The following is a 16,318-nucleotide window of genomic DNA, read 5'->3' as shown; positions in this document are numbered from 1 at the left end:
GAATCACGTGGTGGAACGAATGGGAATCCCCTTTTGCGATTCAACTCAAGATGAAAACGCTCCAGCAGCCGCTGGCCCATGCGATCGGCGGGCTCACCGTGGTGACGGTCGTGACCTTGCTGCTGGTCCCGATGTTCCATTCCTTCTTCGTTCAGGACTTGAAGATCGTCACCTGGTCGACTGCGGACGCCGACCTTTGTGACCAAGCTCGTCTGCAGCCGAAGCCAGTCTGCGCGAGTTCAAATGACGCAACGCGAGAAGTTCGCGATCGCACTTCGCCGGGACAGCCGATAGTCTCCACGCATGTACCTCGACAAACGCCTCTGGGCGTTCACGGCAGGTGTTCGTGGACGCATCGCTCTCTCGGTTGGCATCGGGCTCTCGGCTGCCGTGGTGGGTATCGCGCGCCTGGCTCTGCTGGGCTGGCTCATCGCTCTGGTCTTCGAGGGTGCCTTGATGGCCGAGCTGGTCGGACCCATTGTTCTGGTCGCGGTCATCATGGTGCTGCGCGGCGGGTTGGAGTATCTGCGCGTCATGGTCGCGCACGAGACCGCGGCCCGGGTGCAGGTCGCGATCCGCAAGGCGATCTACGACAAGGCCGTGGCCCTGGGTCCGGCCTGGTTCGGGCGTGAGCGCACGGGCGATGTGATCCTCTCGGTCGTTGACGGTGTCGAACAGCTCGAGACCTATTTCGGCGAGTTTCTGCCGACGCTGCTGATTGCGGTGCTGACGCCGATCGGCATCTTCTGCTTCGTCGCCTTCCTTGATCTGCCGTTGGCGGCCGTTCTGGTCGGTGCCGCGCTCATCGCGCTCATCCTGCCGATGGCGTTTCACCACATGGATCGCAAGGCGAGCATCGAACGTTCGAAGACCTACGCCGACTTCGGTGCGGAGTTCCTTGATGCGGTGCAGGGGCTCGCGACGCTCAAGGCGTTCGGTCAGAGCGCGGCCAAGGCGGCTTCGCTCGCCGCGCGTGCCTCAAAGCTCGCCTACGGTACCATGTGGGTGAATGCAACCAACGCGCTGGGTCGCGGCATCACCGACACCGCCATCGCGATTGGTGCGGCCGCCGCCCTGGTGTTCGGCGCATGGCGTGTCGAGGCCGGCCAGATGGAAATGGCGACGCTGCTGATTGTCCTGATGATGGGCGTCGAGCTCTTCCGTCCGTTGCGGGAACTGCGCGCCCAGCTTCACACCGGGATGTTGGGCCAGGCCGCGGCCGAATCGATCTTCCGTGTGCTCGAGGCCAAGCCCATGGTCGAGGAAACGACCAACCCTGTGAGCGCCGACGCCGTGGAGGACGCACCGGCGATCCAGTTCGACAACGTCGGCTTTGCCTATCCCGGCAATGAGGATCGCGCGCACGAGGGTCTGAGTTTCGCGCTCAAGCCGGGCGAGCGAGTCGGTGTGGTGGGCCCGTCAGGGGCGGGCAAGTCGTCGATCGTGCGGCTCCTGCTGCGCTTCTACGACCCACAGGAGGGCGCGGTCCGGATCAGCGGCCATGATCTGCGCGACCTCTCGTTCGACGACCTGCGCGGCAAGATCGCCGTGGTCAACCAGGACACCTACCTGTTCCACGGCACGGTCGAGGACAACCTGCGCTTCGGCAAGCCCGAGGCGACGCAGGAGGAGCTGGAGGCGGTCTGCCGCGCCGCCAACGCCCACGACTTCATCATGAGCCTGCCCGGCGGCTACGGCACGGTGGTGGGCGAGCGTGGCATCCGGCTCTCGGGCGGCCAGCGCCAGCGCATCGCGATCGCACGGGCCCTGCTGCGCGACGCGCCGATCCTGGTGCTCGACGAGGCGCTCTCGGCGGTCGATGCGGAGAACGAATCCGTCATCCAGCAGGCGCTCGACCGCCTGATGCAGGGCCGCACGACGCTGATCTTCGCTCACCGCCTTTCCAGTGTGATCGATGCCGATCGCATTCTCGCCCTGGACCACGGCCACATCGCCGAGGAGGGCACCCACGACAACCTCATGGCACGGCGCGGCGTCTACTGGGCGCTGATGAACGAGCAGGCACGCGAAACCGGCGACCGTCGGGCAGACATGTTCGATGACGAGGTCCGCGTATCTGAGACCCGCGACCGGGATATCGCGGCGCAAGCCGCAGCCGATGCGGAACCGACCGACGCCATCCTGCGGGCCGAGGGCCTGGGCTGGAGCGGCGCGGCGCGTGTGTTGCTGGCCTTCGTGACCGTTGAGCGTCTGAAGCTTGTCTTCACCTTCGTTTTCGGTGTCGCGCGGGTCGTGGCCTTCATCGGTGTCGGCGCGCTCTCGGCCCTGGTCGTGGCGCGCGTGAAGGCGGGTGAACCCTTTGACGATCTCATCGTCTGGCTTGCCATCTCGGCCCCGCTCGCCGGCATCCTGCACTGGCTCGAAAGCTGGTTCGCCCACGATATGGCATTCAAGCTCCTGGCCGAGATCCGCGGCCGGCTGTTCGACAAGCTTGACCGCCTGGCGCCGGCCTATCTGTTGCACCGGCGCACCGGCGATCTCTCGGCCATGGCGACCCAGGACATCGAGACGATCGAGTACTTCTATGCTCACACGATCGCGCCGGCCTTCGTCGCCGTGCTGGTGCCGACTATCGTGATCGCCGTCCTGCTGTGGTTCGGCTGGCCCATGGCGGTGGCGCTGATCCCGTTCCTCGCCATCGTGGCGCTCTCCCCGTTTCTGCTCAGGAAGCGGCTCGACCGGCTGGGATCCCGGGCGCGCGAGGCGCTGGGCGAACTCAATGCCTTTACCGTCGACTCGATCCAGGGTCTCGCCGAGATCATCGCCTTTCGGCAGATTGAGCGGCGCGGTGCGGCATTCCTCAAGATCGCCCGGACCGTACAGCAGGTCCGCCTGCCGTTTTTCCGCGATCTCACGGTCCAGATGGCGCTGCTCGAGATCGCCACGGGCCTGGGCGGCCTCGCGATCATCGTGGCGGGTGCCATGATGGTGGTGTCAGGCGATCTCGACGTTGGTCTGTTGCCGCTCTTCACCCTGCTCGCCATGTCGAGCTTCCTGCCGGTCAGCGAGATTGCCCACATCGGCCGACAGCTTGCCGACACACTGGGTGCGGCGCGGCGACTCCATGCTGTCAACGTTGAAACCGTTCTGGTCGACGATGGACCCGGCGTGCCCGAACGGCCCCATCCCGGCGGTGCGGCGATTACGCTGGAAGCGGTGACCTATACCTATCGCGGCCGCCGCAAACCGGCGCTCGACGCGATCAATCTCGAGATTCCGGCCGGCGTGACCGTGGCCTTGGTCGGTCCCTCGGGTGCCGGCAAGACAACACTGGCGCACCTTCTGATGCGCTTCTGGGATCCCGACAGCGGGCGTATCGTGCTCGACGATCACGATATCCGCGACCAGAAGATCGACGACCTGCGCCGCCACACCGCACTCGTCGCCCAGGACACCTTCCTGTTCAACGACACCCTGCGGTCCAACATCATGATCGCCCGGCCGGACGCCAGCGACGAGGGTCTCGCCGCCGCGATACGTCGCGCGTCCCTCGACGTCGTCGTCGAGGGCCTGCCGGGCGGGCTCGAGACGCCGGTCGGTGAGCGCGGTATGCGGTTGTCAGGCGGTCAGCGCCAGCGGGTCGCCATCGCGCGCGCCTTCCTGAAGGATGCTCCGATCCTGATCCTCGACGAAGCCACCAGCCACCTCGACGCTGTCAACGAGATGGCCGTGCGCCAGGCCCTCGCTGAGCTGATGGCCGACCGCACCACGGTCGTCATCGCTCACCGCCTTTCGACCGTGCGCAATGCCGATCTGATCGTTGCCATGGAGGGTGGCAGGATCCTGGAGCAGGGCAGGCATGACGATCTGGTCGCGCACGGCGGGCTCTACGCCCGGCTTGTCCGGCACCAGATGGCCGCGGCGGTGGCGGCGGTGCGTTAGGCCGCCGCCCGCATCACCCGCCGCCCGCGGTCTATCATCAGAACGGCCGTCGCGCACAAGCCTGCCGTGATGCCCCACCGGATTCCGTTGCCGGCGAGATCGGTGAAGAGGCCAAATGCGATGGCGAGGCCGACGAGCCAGTAGCCGATCATGGCGTGGATCATGGGGCGGCGGATGTCTTTCAGACCGCCCAGCCCGTATTGTCGGTGACGCCGTAGCGTGTGCCATCGTTGAGGTTCTGCGCGATGCGCTCGACCGTCACCATGGCACGTCCGCTGAGCCCGCCCATCATGACGACCGCTTCGGGCTCGACTTCGGCGATCGCTGTCTTCGCCTCGTCGATGCATGTGAAGAAGGTGTTCGTTACGATTCGAGAGACGACGGCCATACCCTGGACATTCGCGCCATCAAGCCGACGTACGACCAGCTCCTCCGGGTTGACCGATGCCATGGCGTCACGCTCGAAACATGTGAGGAGAATGCGGTTTGTGGTGTCTCATTCACCTCTCGCGAGACGGTGCTCCGAACGGTCAACCTATCGGAATGAAGGCTTATCCTCGAGCACATGCGCCCGTTATCATGATCATGCCGATAAAGCCGGGGGAGACGGCCATGACCTTCGAGATTGCCGAGCGGTGGTTCGAGCGGAAGCGGATTGATGATGACATCACGCTGATCTGGGAGCCGCATGTCGATCCCTTGGGGCGCTGCAACATCTGGCATGTGAGGGGCTCGGAGACCGATCTCCTGGTCGATACCGGCATGGGCGTGGCGGAGTTGAAGCCTGCGATCGAGGACCTGTTCGGTCATGGCGTGATCGCCTTTGCGACCCATACCCACTTCGACCACGTCGGCAGCCTGCACGAGTTCGAGCATCGCATTGTGGGGCGTCATGAGGCCGCGAACATGGAGGATGGCGACCAGCGCTTTTCGCTCTATCGCGAGGATATGGACCCCGATATCGTCAAGTGCATTGAGGACTCGGGCTATGAGCTCTCGGAGTGTCTGATCGATGCTCTGCCGTGGCCTGGCTATGACGCGCGGGCCTATCGGGTGGAGCCCGCCAAGGCGACGCGGCTCGTGGACGAGGGCGACGAGGTCTCGATCGGTAACCGCTACTTCGAGGTGATGGAGCTGCCGGGGCACTCGCCAGGCAGTATCGGCCTCTGGGAGGCGGAGACCGGAACGTTGTTCTCCGGTGATGCGGCCTACGACGGTCCGCTGCTCGACATGCTGCCCGAGAGCAACATCGCGGTTTACTGCAAGACGATGGAACGGCTGATGGAGCTGCCTGTCACCGTCGTCCACGCCGGCCACGACCCAAGTTTCGGCCGCGAGCGGCTGCGTGAGATGTGTCGCGACTATCTTGATCGGCATGCGGCCTGAGGAGGACGCCATGGACGACTACTTCGATCTCGGCACGCACAGCTGCCCTGTCACGACGTCCTCCGCTGACGCCCAGCTTTGGTTCGATCGTGGGCTGGCTTGGTGCTACGGCTTCAATCATGAGGAGGCCGTGGCGTGTTTCGAACGGGCCGAGGCAGCCGACCCCGGTTGCGTCATGGCGGTCTGGGGCATCGCCTATGCCACAGGTCCCAACTACAACAAGCAGTGGATCGATTTCGGCGAGGAGGAACGGCCAGCCTGTCTGGAGCGCTGCCGGACCGAAAGCCGACGCGCCCTCGCGATGGCAGCCGATGTGTCGCCGATGGAGCAGGCGTTGTGCGTCGCGCTGGTCGAGCGTTACCCGCTCGACGGCGAGGACTATGGCACCTGGAACGACGCCTTCGCCGATGCCATGCGGCCGATCTACGCTGCGCATGGCGACCACCTCGACATCGTCACCTTCTTCGCGGACGCCATGATGAACCGTACGCCTTGGGCGTTGTGGGATCTGGAGACCGGTGAGATGGCGGAGGGCGCGTCAACAGCGGATATCATCGCCGTGCTGGAGGGGGCGCTCGATCGCGACGAGGACGCCTGGCGGCATCCCGGCCTGCTGCACATGCATGTCCATGTGATGGAGATGTCGCCACATCCCGAACGGGCGCTCAAGACCGGTGATGCGCTCTACGACACCATGCCGGACTCGGGCCATCTGCGGCACATGCCGACCCATATCGACGTTCTGTGTGGGAACTATCGCGCCGTGGTGGAGCGTAATCACGCGGCGGTTGTGGCTGACCGGATGTTCGTCGAGCGCGAAGGCGTGATGAACTTCTACACCGGCTATCGGGCGCACGATTATCACTTCAAGGCCTATGGCGCGATGTTCCTGGGCCAGTACAAGCCCGCGATCGAGGCCGCCGAAGAGCTGCTCGCCACCTCGCCAAGGGAGCTGCTTGAGGTCGGCAATCCGCCCTATGCCGACTGGCTCGAGGCCTACATTCCGATCAAGCAGCACGTGCTGATCCGCTTCGGCAAGTGGCAGGAGATCCTGGACGAGCCGATTCCCGACGATCCCGATCTCTACTGCGTCACGACCGCGACGATCCGCTACACCCGTGCAGTGGCCTATGCGGCGACGGACCGCGTGGCAGAGGCCGAAGCCGAACGCGATCTCTTCTACGAAGCCTTCGCGCGGGTGCCGGAGAGCCGCCGGCTGTTCAACAACACCGCGCGCGACATCCTGTTGGTCGCCGAGCAGATGCTGCTGGGCGAGCTGGAGTATCGCAAGGGCAACTACGATGTCGCCTTCGATCACCTGCGCAAGTCGGTCGAGATCGACGATCACCTGCCCTACGACGAACCTTGGGCCTGGATGCAGCCGACACGCCATGCGCTCGGCGCACTCCTGATGGAGCAGGGCCATTACGAGGAGGCCGAAGCGGTCTACCGCGCGGACCTGGGGCTCGACGACACACTGCGGCGGCCCTGCCAGCACCCGGACAACGTCTGGAGCCTGCACGGCCTGCACGAGTGCCTGGTACGGCGCGGCGAGAAAGCCGAGGCCCGGATCATCAAGCAACGCCTTGATCTCGCCGCGGCCCGCTGCGACGTCCCGGTCCGCGCCTCCTGCTACTGCCGCATGCAACACGCGGCGTAGGATCAGTCGTCGTTGCGTTCGGCTTCGTATCGTGCGCGGGTTTCCGCGTCGGGCGGATAGAGGCCTGGGACGGGCGTGTCGGCCTCAGCCTGTTTGAGCACCCAGGCCTCGAGGCATTCCTGCTCCTCGCCATCGGTCACCACGGCCGCGACGAGGTTGGCGGGAATGACAATGGCGCCATCGCCGTCGGCAATGACGGCGTCGCCAGGCCGGACCGTGACGCCACCGCAGGCGATATCGAGATCGAGACCGCCGTCGCTGAATGCAGCTGGGTTGGCCGGTGCTGCCGCACCGGCGCAGACGACGGGCAGGCCCGATGCGGCGATACCCGCATGGTCACGAACCGCGCCGTCGGTAACAACGCCTGCTACGCCGCGCACGCGCAGCCGGGTCGCCAGGATGTCGCCCAGTACGGCAGCCGCGAGGTTGCCGCCGGTTTCAATCACGACGACGCTGCCCTCCGGTGCCTCCTCGACCATGCGCCGCTGGCTGCTCCTGGGATCGCCGAACCGGGCAGGGTCGTAGAGGTCTTCGCGATAGGGCAGGCAGCGCAGGGTGTAGGCCGGCCCGGCGATGGTCGGCTGGTCCGGCCTGACCGGAGCGATACCACCGATAAAGACGGCACGCAGACCGCGCTTCAGAAGCTGGGTCGAGACGGTCGCGGTGGAGAGCTGTGCGAGGCGGCGGTAGAGGTCGTCGGCCATGGCTGGGTCCTTGTCGGTGCATCGCCATCATTGACCTTATCGCCGTGCGGCGGAACAGTATCGCGCAACAGGGGAGGACCGTATGGCCGACAAGGCGGTGCTGGTGACCGGTGCGGTGCCCGATGTTCATCTGCGCGGCAGCTTCAACACCAGCCAGGCGGCGTCCAGCCTGTTCCGGGAACAGGGTTCGGGCGCTTTCGTGTACTTCACCTCGACCTCGGGCCTGATCGGCAATGTGGGCCAAGTCAACCATGCCGCAGCGAAAATGGGGGGCGTCGAGTTCAGTCGCGGCATCGGCATGGCGTGCTTCGGGGGCCGGTCGAACTGCATCGCGCTGTTTGCCTGGTCGCGCATGATCGGCTTGATCCCGACCGAGACGGAGGATCAGCAGGCGTGTGTCGAGAAGCGGAAGTCTCTGACGCCAGCCAAGATCGCACCGATGGTCATGTTCTGGCGTCCGCCGCCGCCAAGGTCACGGGCCAGATCTTCTGCGTGCGCGGCAGCAAGGTGTTCCTGATGAGCCAGCCGCGCCCAGTGTGCTCGCTGCACCGCGACGGCGGCTGGACGCCCGGGGCGCTGGCCGATCAGATGGTGCCTGCCTTTGCAAGCGATCTCTATGATCTCGCCGTGTCCGCCGATGTCTTCCTGTGGGGTCCCGTATGATCAAGCCCGATCCCCAGAAGATCGCTGCCTACCGCAGTCCCGCCCGCACGGTCAGCTACGGTGCACGCGAAACCGTACTCCATGCGTTGGGTCTCGGTCTCGGGGCGGATCCCGTCAATCGTGACGAGCTGGCGTTTGTCTACGAAGAGTGGGGACCGAAGGTGGTGCCGAGTTTTGCCTCGATCATCGGGCACGACACCGCCTGGTTTCTCGACGATGATTCCGGTGTGGGCGACGCCCCCAATGTTCATGGCGACGAGACGATCACGTTTCACAAGCCTCTGGCCTCAGAGGGCACCGTGATGTGCCAGTCGCGCTTCACGGGTCTTTACGACTGGGGCGAGGGCCGCCACGCGATCCTGACCTTGGAGGACACGGTCGCCGATGCCGCGAGCGGAGACCTCCTCGTCACACTGAAGCAGACCTGTGTGCTGCTTGGCGCCGGAGGCTTCGGTGGCGAGCCGCCGAAGCGACGCGAGAGAGCGACAGCACCCGACCGGGTGCCGGACCACATCGTCACCCGGTCGGTCATGCCGCAGGCCGCGCTGCTCTATCGTCTGAGTGGCGACACCTATGAGCTGCACACCGATCCGGCGTTCGCGCGCGATTCCGGTTTCGACGGACCGATCCTGCACGGCCTCGCGACCTATGGCATGGCCTGCTATGCGGTGGTTGCCTCCTGCTGTGCCCATGACCCCAACGGCCTCGCAGGTTTTCACGGTCGTTTCACCGTACCGGTCTATCCCGGCGAGACGCTCGAGACGGTGATCTGGCAGGACGGTTCTGATGTGCTGCATCGGACCCGGTCGATTGAGCGTGACGTCGTGGTGCTCGATCACGGCAAGGCGGAGCTGTGCTGATGACAATCGACTACGATGCCCTGAAGGCTTGGGACTTCGGCGAACACCATGTCGACTGGATGTGGCAGGACTCGGCGCTCTATGCGCTCGGCTGCGGGCTGGGTCACGATCCGCTCGATCCCGACCAGCTCCGCTTCACCTGCGAGAAGAACATGCTCGCGCTGCCGACAATGGCGGTGGTCATGTCGCCGTCCGGCTTCTGGCTGCACGATCCCGCCACCGGCGTTGACTGGAAGCGTGTCGTGCATGGCGAGGAGAGTCTGATCCTTTACAGGCCGTTGCCGCCCGAGGGACAGTTCGTGACCCGCAGCCGCATTGACGAGATCATCGACAAGGGCGAGGGTCGCGGCGCGTTGATCTACATCACGCGCGAGGTCTCCGATGCGAAGAGCGGTGACCTCATGGCTACCGTGCGGCGCACGACCTTCGCACGCGGAGACGGCGGCTTTGGGGGACCCGATGGGCCGGTACGCCCGGTTCACACGTTGCCCGATCGCGAACCCGACCATGTCTGCGACCTGTCGACTCTGCCGCAGCATGCCCTGATCTATCGCATGAGCGGCGATTTGAATCCGCTGCATGCCGACCCCGATGTCGCGAGGGAGGCCGGGTTCGACCGGCCGATCCTTCACGGTCTCTGTACTTTTGGCGTGGCAGGCCACGCGGTGGTCAAGACGCTATGCGGCTACGATCCGTCGCGATTGAGGCGATTCGACGTCCGTTTCTCCGCACCCGTTTTCCCTGGCGAGACCATTCGGACGGAGATGTGGGTCGACGGCACCACGGTGTCGTTTCGCGCGCGCATTGCCGACCGTGATGCCGTGGTCCTGAACAACGGCCTCGCCGAGGTGGCATGAGGAGAGCGCCATGAGATCGCTAGGCATTACCGATGCGTTGCTTCCGGGTTTCGTCCTGACCGTTGTCGAATTGCGTGCAGAGGATCCGATCACCGCGTAGGAACAACGTGTCGCGGGCGTGGGGGCGCGGCATGACGATCTGCGCGGCGCGATCTTCAGAACCATCGGACCGCACACCACCGTGTTGACGACGGCGACGTCAAACCCGTTGGCCGGCATGGCGTTGCGGATTTCGACACCCCGGCTGCGATCGGCGGCGCGCATCGGTGTTTCCTCGACCTCGTGGCAGGCCACCGTCACGGAATGACCCTGGCTGCGCATGACGTCACACAGGCTGAACGGCATCAGGGCCGCTCTGCTCACCGAAAACTCCTGATTGACGAGCCGCACATTCATGCGGCACCCGCAACTTCCAGCTTGCGCCCGGACCTTGCCCGCGACCGGGCGCCAGTTCCAGAGATACTAGGGCAGCAGGTCGCGCACGGCCGCGTCGAAGAAGGTATGGAACGCCGGCTCGTTGGTGCCGCTGGCGCAGCAATGACCCCACACCGTGTCGAACACGCGGATCTCAGCATTTGACATGTGAGAGACCTCGATCTCGCTGTCTTCAGGCGGGAAGTAGAGGTCGGTGGCCGCGGGCATGACGATGGCCTTCGCCCTGATCGCGCCGAGCGCCGCGGCGAAGTCGCCGCCATAGCGGTCGTTGGCGCTGATATTGCTGTTCTGCCAAGTCCAGATCTTGTGCAGCAGGTTATTGGCATCCCAGCCGTTGACGTGATCGGCCTCCCAGTCGAGCAGCAGGTCCTCGAAGGTTTCGAAGCCAAGCTCGCGGTAGCGGTGTTCGCGGTACCAGGTCTGCGAGAACGCCCAGCCGGCATAGACGCGGCCGAAGGCCTTGAGCCCCTCCACCGGCTTCGCGAGATAGTCGCCGCCGTTCCAGTTGGCATCCGCGCAGAGTGCCGCCTTCACGCCTTCCAGGAAGACGATGTTATGCGGCGAGGTCCTGGCCGAACCGCAGAACGGCAGGATCGCCGTCACCATGTCGGGATACTGCGCGCCCCACTGGAAGGACTGGCAGGCGGCCATGGACCAGCCGGTCACCAGCGCGATGTGCTCAATGCCCAGGTGTTCGGTCAGCAGACGGTGCTGGCAGGCGACATTGTCGAAAAACGACGTCCGGGGAAAGCGTGGGCCGTCCTGGGGTGCGGCCGTGTTCGACGGCGACGACGAGATCGCGTTGCCGAAGAGGTTCGGCGTGACGATGAAATGGCGCTCCGGATCGATCGCCCGGCCGGAACCGAAGTAGGCCTCGTTGCGCGTGTGTGTGCCCGTGTAGAAGGTCGGGATCACCACCACGTTGTCGCGCGCCGCGTTCAGCGTGCCCCAGGTCTTGTAGGCGAGCCTTGCGTCCTGCAGCACCGCACCCGACTGCAGGGTGACGTCGCCGAGTGCGAAGACCTCGTGGTCGGCCATCAGTAGAGACGCAGGTACTCCTGCACCTCCCAGTCGGTGATCGCCTGGTGATAGCGCTCCCACTCGTCGACCTTGTAGGCGATGAAGCTCGCGGCCATCTGCTCGCCCATAACGCCCTTCACGTCGTCGTCGTCGCGCAGGGTCTCGATCGCCTCCAGCAGATTGCGCGGTAGGCGCTGGGCGCCCGAGGCGACGATCTCGTCTTCGGAGAGCTCGTAGAGGTCCTGGTTGAGTGGACGGCCGGGATCGTGCTTGTTGACCACACCGTCGGTCATGCAGGCGGCCGAGATGCCGAGCCCGAGGTAGGGGTTCATGCACATGTCGGCGGCTCGGTTCTCGATGCAGAACCGGGCTTGTGGCAGGCGCAGCATGGCCGAGCGGTTGTTGAAGCCATAGGTCATATGGGTCGGCGCCCAGGTGACGGTGCCGCCCTCGAAGCCGCCGACGCGCGGTACCAGGCCGTTGTAGGAGTTGACCGTGCAGCAGGTGACCGCCGTCAGCGCGCCGCCATGGCGCAGCAGGCCGCCGACTGCGCCGTAGACCCGGTCGTCCCACTCGCCGTTGGCTGTCTCGAAGATGTTGGTCTCGGAGTCGTCGACGTGACGCATGGAGATGTTCATGTGTGCGCCCGAACGCCAGTCGCCGATCGTCGGCTTCGGCATGAAGGTCACGAACATGCCGTGCTTTTTGGCGATCTCCTTCAGCAGGATGCGCAGAAAGACCAGTCGATCAGCCATGGCGAGCACGTCGGTGTAGCCGAAATCGAGCTCGAACTGGCTGTAGGCACCCTCGGCCACGACGTCGTGGAGGTCCCAGTCGAGTTCGTTGTCGAGGATGTCGATCAGCTCGCCGAGGAAGCCCATGGAGTCGATCGAGAACTCCACGTCATAACCGAACGCCTGGCGGCGCGGGCGGATGCCTTCGCCGGGCTGCGGGTCGTTGTCCATCGCCTTCACTGGCCGGCCGTCCTTCCAGCGCATGACGATGAACTCTGGCTCGACACCGGCGTAGACATGGTAACCCTTGGACTCGCAGTCGCGCACGATGCGCTTCATCGCCGAGCGTGGGCAAAGATTGTAGGGCTTGTCCGACCACCAGAGGTCGGCGAAGACCCAGGCGCAGCTCTTGTCCCACGGACAGATCAGCAGGCTGTCGAGGTCGGGCACCATGATCTGGTCGGGATCGGCCGGGCCGAGCTCAGGCACGAAGCTGACCGAATGCACGGCGAACTGCGGGCCCTTGCCGATACACAGACGCCCCCAATCGGAAACCGGCACGGGCTTGGTCTTTGGCACGCCCAGCATGTCGATCCAGCAGCACAGGATGTACTTCACGCCCTTTTCGACAAGCCATTCGCCGGTTTCGCGGATGCGCTCGGGTGACGCGATCGCCTCCCTCAGCGACTGCGGATCAGGAAGTGTCATGACGAATGCCCCCGTTTGTCTGTCAGTATCCCAGCTCGGGCCGGACCAGATTGTGAAGTTCCTCGCCGGCAACGAAGCGGCGCATGTTGTTGAGGAAGATGGTCAGCGTGGTCTCGACATAGGTGTCACCGTCATCAGCTGAGATATGTGGCATGACCATGAGATTCGGTGTCGTCCAGAGCGGTGACTCCGGCGGCAGCGGTTCGGGATCGAAGACGTCCAGGATGGCGCCGTCGAGATGGCCGCTTTCCAGCAGGTCCACCAGCGCGTCGTAGTCCATGGTAGCGGCGCGGCCGATGTTGATGATTCCCGAACCGGGCTTCATCGAAGCCAGCCGGTCCCGGTTCAACAGGTTGACCGTTTCCGGCGTCGTCGGGACCGAGGCAAAGACATAGTCGGCCCGCGGCAGAAAGGCATTGAGATCGGCCATGGTACCCATCTCATCGACATTCGGGTGAGGCCGGCCGTGGCGGCTGACACCCAGCACGTGGATGCCGAGCTTCCCAAGTTGTTTCGCTGCACCGCCGCCCAAGCTGCCGACGCCAACGATCAGCACTGTGCGGCCCTTGATCGGCGTCGAGTAGAGCGAATTCCAGGTGTTGCTGCGCTGGTTGGTGGCGATCGCGGGGATGTGGCTGTGGAGCATCATCACGGCCATCAGGCCGAAATCGCCGGCCTTGGCCGCCTGCGCCCCCTTGTTGTTGGTCACCACGACGCCTTCGGGCACCCAGTCCATCGGGCAGAGGTGTTCGACACCCGCGCCGATGATGTGAATCCAGCGCAGGTTCGGCGCCACCTCCGACAGGTTCTCGGTCGGCAGGTCCCAGCACATCAGCGCTTCGGCCGTTTGCATGGATTCGGCGAAGTTGTCGGTGTCCCAGTCGATCACGGTGTCTAGCTGGCCTGCGAGATCGGGATAGTCGGCCAGCACGGCGTCGTAGCGTTCCTGTGTCGTCGTGAAGACGGGTTCGGACTCTGGGGTCGGCGGAAACGTGTCCGGATGGGCATGATTGTTCTTGATGTGAACCCGGACAGTCATGCGGGGAGACCTTCCTCTTCCAGTGCCTTGAGACCGGCGATCACCTGGGCCGTGCGTTCGTCCTCTGGCAGGCCTTCGGCAGCGAACTGGATCTCCATCACGGCCATACCGACCTTCTGCAGGAGGGCGCGATCGTCGCCGTTGGAGGGCATCCGCAACACGGTATCGCCACCGTAGGTCGGCACTGGGTTGGCGAAGTGTGCGGTCGTCGCGAGCGGTTCGTCGCCGTTCTCCAAGGCGCGGATCAGCTCCCGCAGGCGGCGGCGGTACATCTGAATGCCCTTGTCGCTGGGCACGAGGTTCTCGAGCGTGTGCTCGGAGATCGTGCCCATACCTTCGCAGGCCTCGACATCGGCGGGATAGCGCTGGCGCTCTTCGTACGGCCGGTCGAAGACCTCGCCCTGTTCGATCAGTTCCGGGCCCTCGGGCGTATTGTAGCTCTCGGGATCGCCGCGCTCGCCGAAGATCGCCCAAGCGAAGCACATGGTTTCGTGATCGTCGATCGGCACGACCCAGCGAGCAAAGGAGGTGCGGCCGAAGTAACGCTGCTGCGTGCCGTCGGCGGCGAAGGCCGCGCCGGCCTGGGTGTAGTTCGGCAGGACCAGCTCGTTGACCCGGATCCAGACGTTGTCATCGACCCGCCTGGTCGCCGTGCCGAAGAATCCGGTCGGGCGCTCGTAGAACTTGAACTCGCCGATCTCGCCAAAGCCGTGGCTGAACTGCTCGCGGCTCATGCGCGAGTGCAGGAAGGCGGTGTGGAGCGGATCGAGGATCGCGTCGAGAACCTGGATCCAGTTGCAGCCGAAGGGCGCCTTGTAGGGCACCGTCGTGTGGTCCGGCATGTCGAGCGTGTCGTAGAGCGGGAACTCCGGCTCGCCCTCCGGCGGACCGAGATAGGCGAAGATCAGGCCCTTGTACTCACGGACCGGATAGGCCCCCAGCCGAGTCGCGGCGCGCAGGCGTTCCTCGACATCGTCGGGCTGGCCGGGCGCTTCGAGGATCGTGCCGTCCACGTCAAACAGCCAGCCATGATAGCAGCAGCGGATGCCACGGGTTTCGCAGACGCCAAACTCCATCGAAGCGCGACGATGGGGGCAGTTCTTGTGGACCAGGCCGATACGTCCGCTCTTGTCGCGGAACAGCACGAGTTGTTCGCCCAGAACCCGGATCAGCTTGGGCATGACGCCGAGCTCGTCGGCGATGTTAACCGGCTGCCAGTAGCGACGTAGGTATTCGCCCGCCGGTGTGCCGGGTCCGACGCGGACCAGGAGTTCGTCGTGCCCGCCGGGTCTGGTCTGGTGATAGCCCGCGTAGTCAGCGGCTGAGGATGCTTGCGTCGCCATGGCGCACGATGGAATCGCTGGTGAATTGACGGCAAGCGATCATTTTGCACGATGCTTGTGAACTGAACTCACACCAGTCATGCCATGAACCGCAGCGCCCTCCATCTCAACGCCCTTCGCACCTTCGAGGCCGCGGCACGCCATCTCAGCTTCTCGCGTGCTGCAGAGGAACTGCACGTCACGCACAGCGCCATCAGCCATCAGATCCGGCGACTTGAGGAGACGCTGGGCCACGCGCTGTTTGTGCGCACCAACCGTGGGGTTTCTTTGACCGAGGCCGGTGCGACGCTCCTGCCGGTTCTGGGTGATGCCTTCGACTGCATCGGCACCACGCTCGACGGGCTCGCCGGGCCGCCCGACGGCACCGCGATCAAGGTCACGACCACGCCGACTTTCGCGGCCAAGTGGTTGATCCCGCACCTGGCCGACTGGTCGCGGCAGGAGCCCACGGCACCGGTTCACTTGGACCCGACCCTGAGTTTTGTCGAGCCCGCCGGGCTCGCCGCCGATGTGGCAATCCGCAGCGGCATTCCGCCCTGGCCCGGCCTTGAAGCAGAGCTGGTGCGGCCGATCACGCTCAGCCCCGTGTGTCGGCTCGATGTCGCCCAACGCCTGGGGTCTGAACCCGACGCCGGTGATCTCCTCAGCCAGACGCTGATCCATGCCGACATCGCCGGTCACGACCTGGGCGAAGAGTGGCGCTGGTGGCTGGAGGCACAGGGGGTCACGGTACCCACCGACCTCCCCGGACTGTCGTTCCGCGATCCGAACCTCGCCTTTCAGGCGGCGATCGACGGCGTCGGGCTGGCGATGGGTTATCTCGAACTGGCCGCGCGTGACCTCGACGACGGCCGTCTTGTCCGTCCCTTCGCCGCGAGCGTCCGGCACCCGTTCTCCTACTACCTCGTCTATCGCGATGATCGGATCGGCAAACCGACTCTGGCAGCATTCCGTAACTGGTTGTGCCAAGTTGCCTGAACGGGGGATGGCGCAAGGGCGACGCGCC

Annotated in this window: 15 protein-coding genes; 8 read left to right on the top strand and 7 right to left on the bottom strand. The window is 64.9% G+C overall.

Annotated features, from left to right (window positions below):
* Positions 1-303 precede the first annotated feature (303 nt).
* Positions 304-3,903, top strand: a complete 3,600-nt coding sequence (locus tag GDA49_07240) for an ABC transporter ATP-binding protein (protein MBC6440193.1) — start codon at positions 304-306, stop codon at positions 3,901-3,903.
* On the opposite strand, the gene GDA49_07235 is transcribed toward GDA49_07240, so the two are convergent.
* The gene (locus GDA49_07235) at positions 3,900-4,055 is read right to left on the bottom strand and encodes a hypothetical protein (protein ID MBC6440192.1); all 156 of its coding nucleotides are present in this window, start codon (positions 4,053-4,055) and stop codon (positions 3,900-3,902) included. The two genes, GDA49_07240 and GDA49_07235, sit on opposite strands and share 4 nt — an antisense overlap.
* A 29-nt stretch (positions 4,056-4,084) precedes the next feature.
* On the bottom strand, positions 4,085-4,354 hold the full coding sequence (locus GDA49_07230) for a hypothetical protein (GenBank protein ID MBC6440191.1): 270 nt from the start codon (positions 4,352-4,354) through the stop codon (positions 4,085-4,087).
* 161 nt (positions 4,355-4,515) lie between these two features.
* Here GDA49_07230 and GDA49_07225 point away from each other — a divergent pair, with 161 nt between their 5' ends.
* Positions 4,516-5,289 carry an MBL fold metallo-hydrolase gene (locus GDA49_07225; protein ID MBC6440190.1) on the top strand — a complete coding sequence of 258 codons (774 nt, stop codon included), beginning with the start codon at positions 4,516-4,518 and terminating at the stop codon, positions 5,287-5,289.
* Positions 5,290-5,299: 10 nt separating this feature from the next.
* Positions 5,300-6,949: a tetratricopeptide repeat protein gene (locus GDA49_07220; GenBank protein ID MBC6440189.1), complete on the top strand. Its 1,650-nt coding sequence runs from the start codon at positions 5,300-5,302 to the stop codon at positions 6,947-6,949.
* Between the two features lie 2 nt (positions 6,950-6,951).
* Here the strand turns inward: GDA49_07220 and GDA49_07215 are convergent, their stop codons facing one another.
* The gene (locus GDA49_07215; protein ID MBC6440188.1) at positions 6,952-7,653 is read right to left on the bottom strand and encodes a ribonuclease activity regulator RraA; all 702 of its coding nucleotides are present in this window, start codon (positions 7,651-7,653) and stop codon (positions 6,952-6,954) included.
* An 82-nt stretch (positions 7,654-7,735) separates the two neighbouring features.
* Between GDA49_07215 and GDA49_07210 the strand changes: the two genes are divergently transcribed.
* The 4 genes from GDA49_07210 to GDA49_07195 are packed head-to-tail and all read left to right on the top strand — an operon-like array spanning position 7,736 to position 10,033.
* Positions 7,736-8,170, top strand: coding sequence for a hypothetical protein (locus GDA49_07210; protein MBC6440187.1), 435 nt, complete (start codon positions 7,736-7,738; stop codon positions 8,168-8,170).
* Positions 8,170-8,316 carry a hypothetical protein gene (locus tag GDA49_07205; GenBank protein MBC6440186.1) on the top strand — a complete coding sequence of 49 codons (147 nt, stop codon included), beginning with the start codon at positions 8,170-8,172 and terminating at the stop codon, positions 8,314-8,316. The genes GDA49_07210 and GDA49_07205 overlap by 1 nt, the downstream gene beginning before the upstream one ends.
* A complete protein-coding gene (locus GDA49_07200; GenBank protein ID MBC6440185.1) occupies positions 8,313-9,176 on the top strand; it encodes a MaoC family dehydratase N-terminal domain-containing protein in 864 nt (287 codons plus the stop codon). The genes GDA49_07205 and GDA49_07200 overlap by 4 nt, the downstream gene beginning before the upstream one ends.
* Complete coding sequence (locus tag GDA49_07195; protein ID MBC6440184.1) at positions 9,176-10,033, top strand: MaoC family dehydratase N-terminal domain-containing protein; 858 nt, start codon at positions 9,176-9,178, stop codon at positions 10,031-10,033. The genes GDA49_07200 and GDA49_07195 overlap by 1 nt, the downstream gene beginning before the upstream one ends.
* Before the next feature lie 462 nt (positions 10,034-10,495).
* Here the strand turns inward: GDA49_07195 and GDA49_07190 are convergent, their stop codons facing one another.
* The 4 genes from GDA49_07190 to GDA49_07175 are packed head-to-tail and all read right to left on the bottom strand — an operon-like array spanning position 10,496 to position 15,312.
* Positions 10,496-11,506 carry an alpha/beta fold hydrolase gene (locus tag GDA49_07190; GenBank protein ID MBC6440183.1) on the bottom strand — a complete coding sequence of 337 codons (1,011 nt, stop codon included), beginning with the start codon at positions 11,504-11,506 and terminating at the stop codon, positions 10,496-10,498.
* Positions 11,506-12,930: a glutamine synthetase gene (locus tag GDA49_07185; protein ID MBC6440182.1), complete on the bottom strand. Its 1,425-nt coding sequence runs from the start codon at positions 12,928-12,930 to the stop codon at positions 11,506-11,508. The genes GDA49_07190 and GDA49_07185 overlap by 1 nt, the downstream gene beginning before the upstream one ends.
* Positions 12,931-12,952: 22 nt before the next feature.
* Complete coding sequence (locus GDA49_07180) at positions 12,953-13,969, bottom strand: D-2-hydroxyacid dehydrogenase (protein MBC6440181.1); 1,017 nt, start codon at positions 13,967-13,969, stop codon at positions 12,953-12,955.
* Positions 13,966-15,312: an aromatic ring-hydroxylating dioxygenase subunit alpha gene (locus GDA49_07175; protein MBC6440180.1), complete on the bottom strand. Its 1,347-nt coding sequence runs from the start codon at positions 15,310-15,312 to the stop codon at positions 13,966-13,968. Before GDA49_07175 ends, GDA49_07180 begins: the two co-directional genes overlap by 4 nt.
* 84 nt (positions 15,313-15,396) lie before the next feature.
* Here GDA49_07175 and GDA49_07170 point away from each other — a divergent pair, with 84 nt between their 5' ends.
* Entirely contained in the window at positions 15,397-16,290 is an 894-nt protein-coding gene (locus GDA49_07170; GenBank protein ID MBC6440179.1) for a LysR family transcriptional regulator, read from the top strand.
* Positions 16,291-16,318 lie beyond the last annotated feature (28 nt).

It is taken from the genome of Rhodospirillales bacterium, assembly GCA_014323865.1.
GTDB lineage: Bacteria > Pseudomonadota > Alphaproteobacteria > SP197 > SP197 > SP197.
Note: the sequence above shows the minus strand (reverse complement) of the source record. Positions and strands in the feature narration are given on the sequence as shown.

What these genes read in the sequence shown, in the direction of transcription:
- GDA49_07225 (MBC6440190.1), top strand. Translation starts at nt 4,516, where the DNA reads ATGACCTTCGAGATTGCCGAGCGGTGGTTCGAGCGGAAGCGGATTGAT.
- GDA49_07220 (MBC6440189.1), top strand. Translation starts at nt 5,300, where the DNA reads ATGGACGACTACTTCGATCTCGGCACGCACAGCTGCCCTGTCACGACG.
- GDA49_07240 (MBC6440193.1), top strand. Translation starts at nt 304, where the DNA reads ATGTACCTCGACAAACGCCTCTGGGCGTTCACGGCAGGTGTTCGTGGA.
- GDA49_07210 (MBC6440187.1), top strand. Translation starts at nt 7,736, where the DNA reads ATGGCCGACAAGGCGGTGCTGGTGACCGGTGCGGTGCCCGATGTTCAT.
- GDA49_07175 (MBC6440180.1), bottom strand. Translation starts at nt 15,312, where the DNA reads ATGGCGACGCAAGCATCCTCAGCCGCTGACTACGCGGGCTATCACCAG.
- GDA49_07185 (MBC6440182.1), bottom strand. Translation starts at nt 12,930, where the DNA reads ATGACACTTCCTGATCCGCAGTCGCTGAGGGAGGCGATCGCGTCACCC.
- GDA49_07200 (MBC6440185.1), top strand. Translation starts at nt 8,313, where the DNA reads ATGATCAAGCCCGATCCCCAGAAGATCGCTGCCTACCGCAGTCCCGCC.
- GDA49_07190 (MBC6440183.1), bottom strand. Translation starts at nt 11,506, where the DNA reads ATGGCCGACCACGAGGTCTTCGCACTCGGCGACGTCACCCTGCAGTCG.
- GDA49_07180 (MBC6440181.1), bottom strand. Translation starts at nt 13,969, where the DNA reads ATGACTGTCCGGGTTCACATCAAGAACAATCATGCCCATCCGGACACG.
- GDA49_07195 (MBC6440184.1), top strand. Translation starts at nt 9,176, where the DNA reads ATGACAATCGACTACGATGCCCTGAAGGCTTGGGACTTCGGCGAACAC.
- GDA49_07230 (MBC6440191.1), bottom strand. Translation starts at nt 4,354, where the DNA reads ATGGCATCGGTCAACCCGGAGGAGCTGGTCGTACGTCGGCTTGATGGC.
- GDA49_07205 (MBC6440186.1), top strand. Translation starts at nt 8,170, where the DNA reads ATGAGCCAGCCGCGCCCAGTGTGCTCGCTGCACCGCGACGGCGGCTGG.
- GDA49_07235 (MBC6440192.1), bottom strand. Translation starts at nt 4,055, where the DNA reads ATGATCGGCTACTGGCTCGTCGGCCTCGCCATCGCATTTGGCCTCTTC.
- GDA49_07170 (MBC6440179.1), top strand. Translation starts at nt 15,397, where the DNA reads ATGAACCGCAGCGCCCTCCATCTCAACGCCCTTCGCACCTTCGAGGCC.
- GDA49_07215 (MBC6440188.1), bottom strand. Translation starts at nt 7,653, where the DNA reads ATGGCCGACGACCTCTACCGCCGCCTCGCACAGCTCTCCACCGCGACC.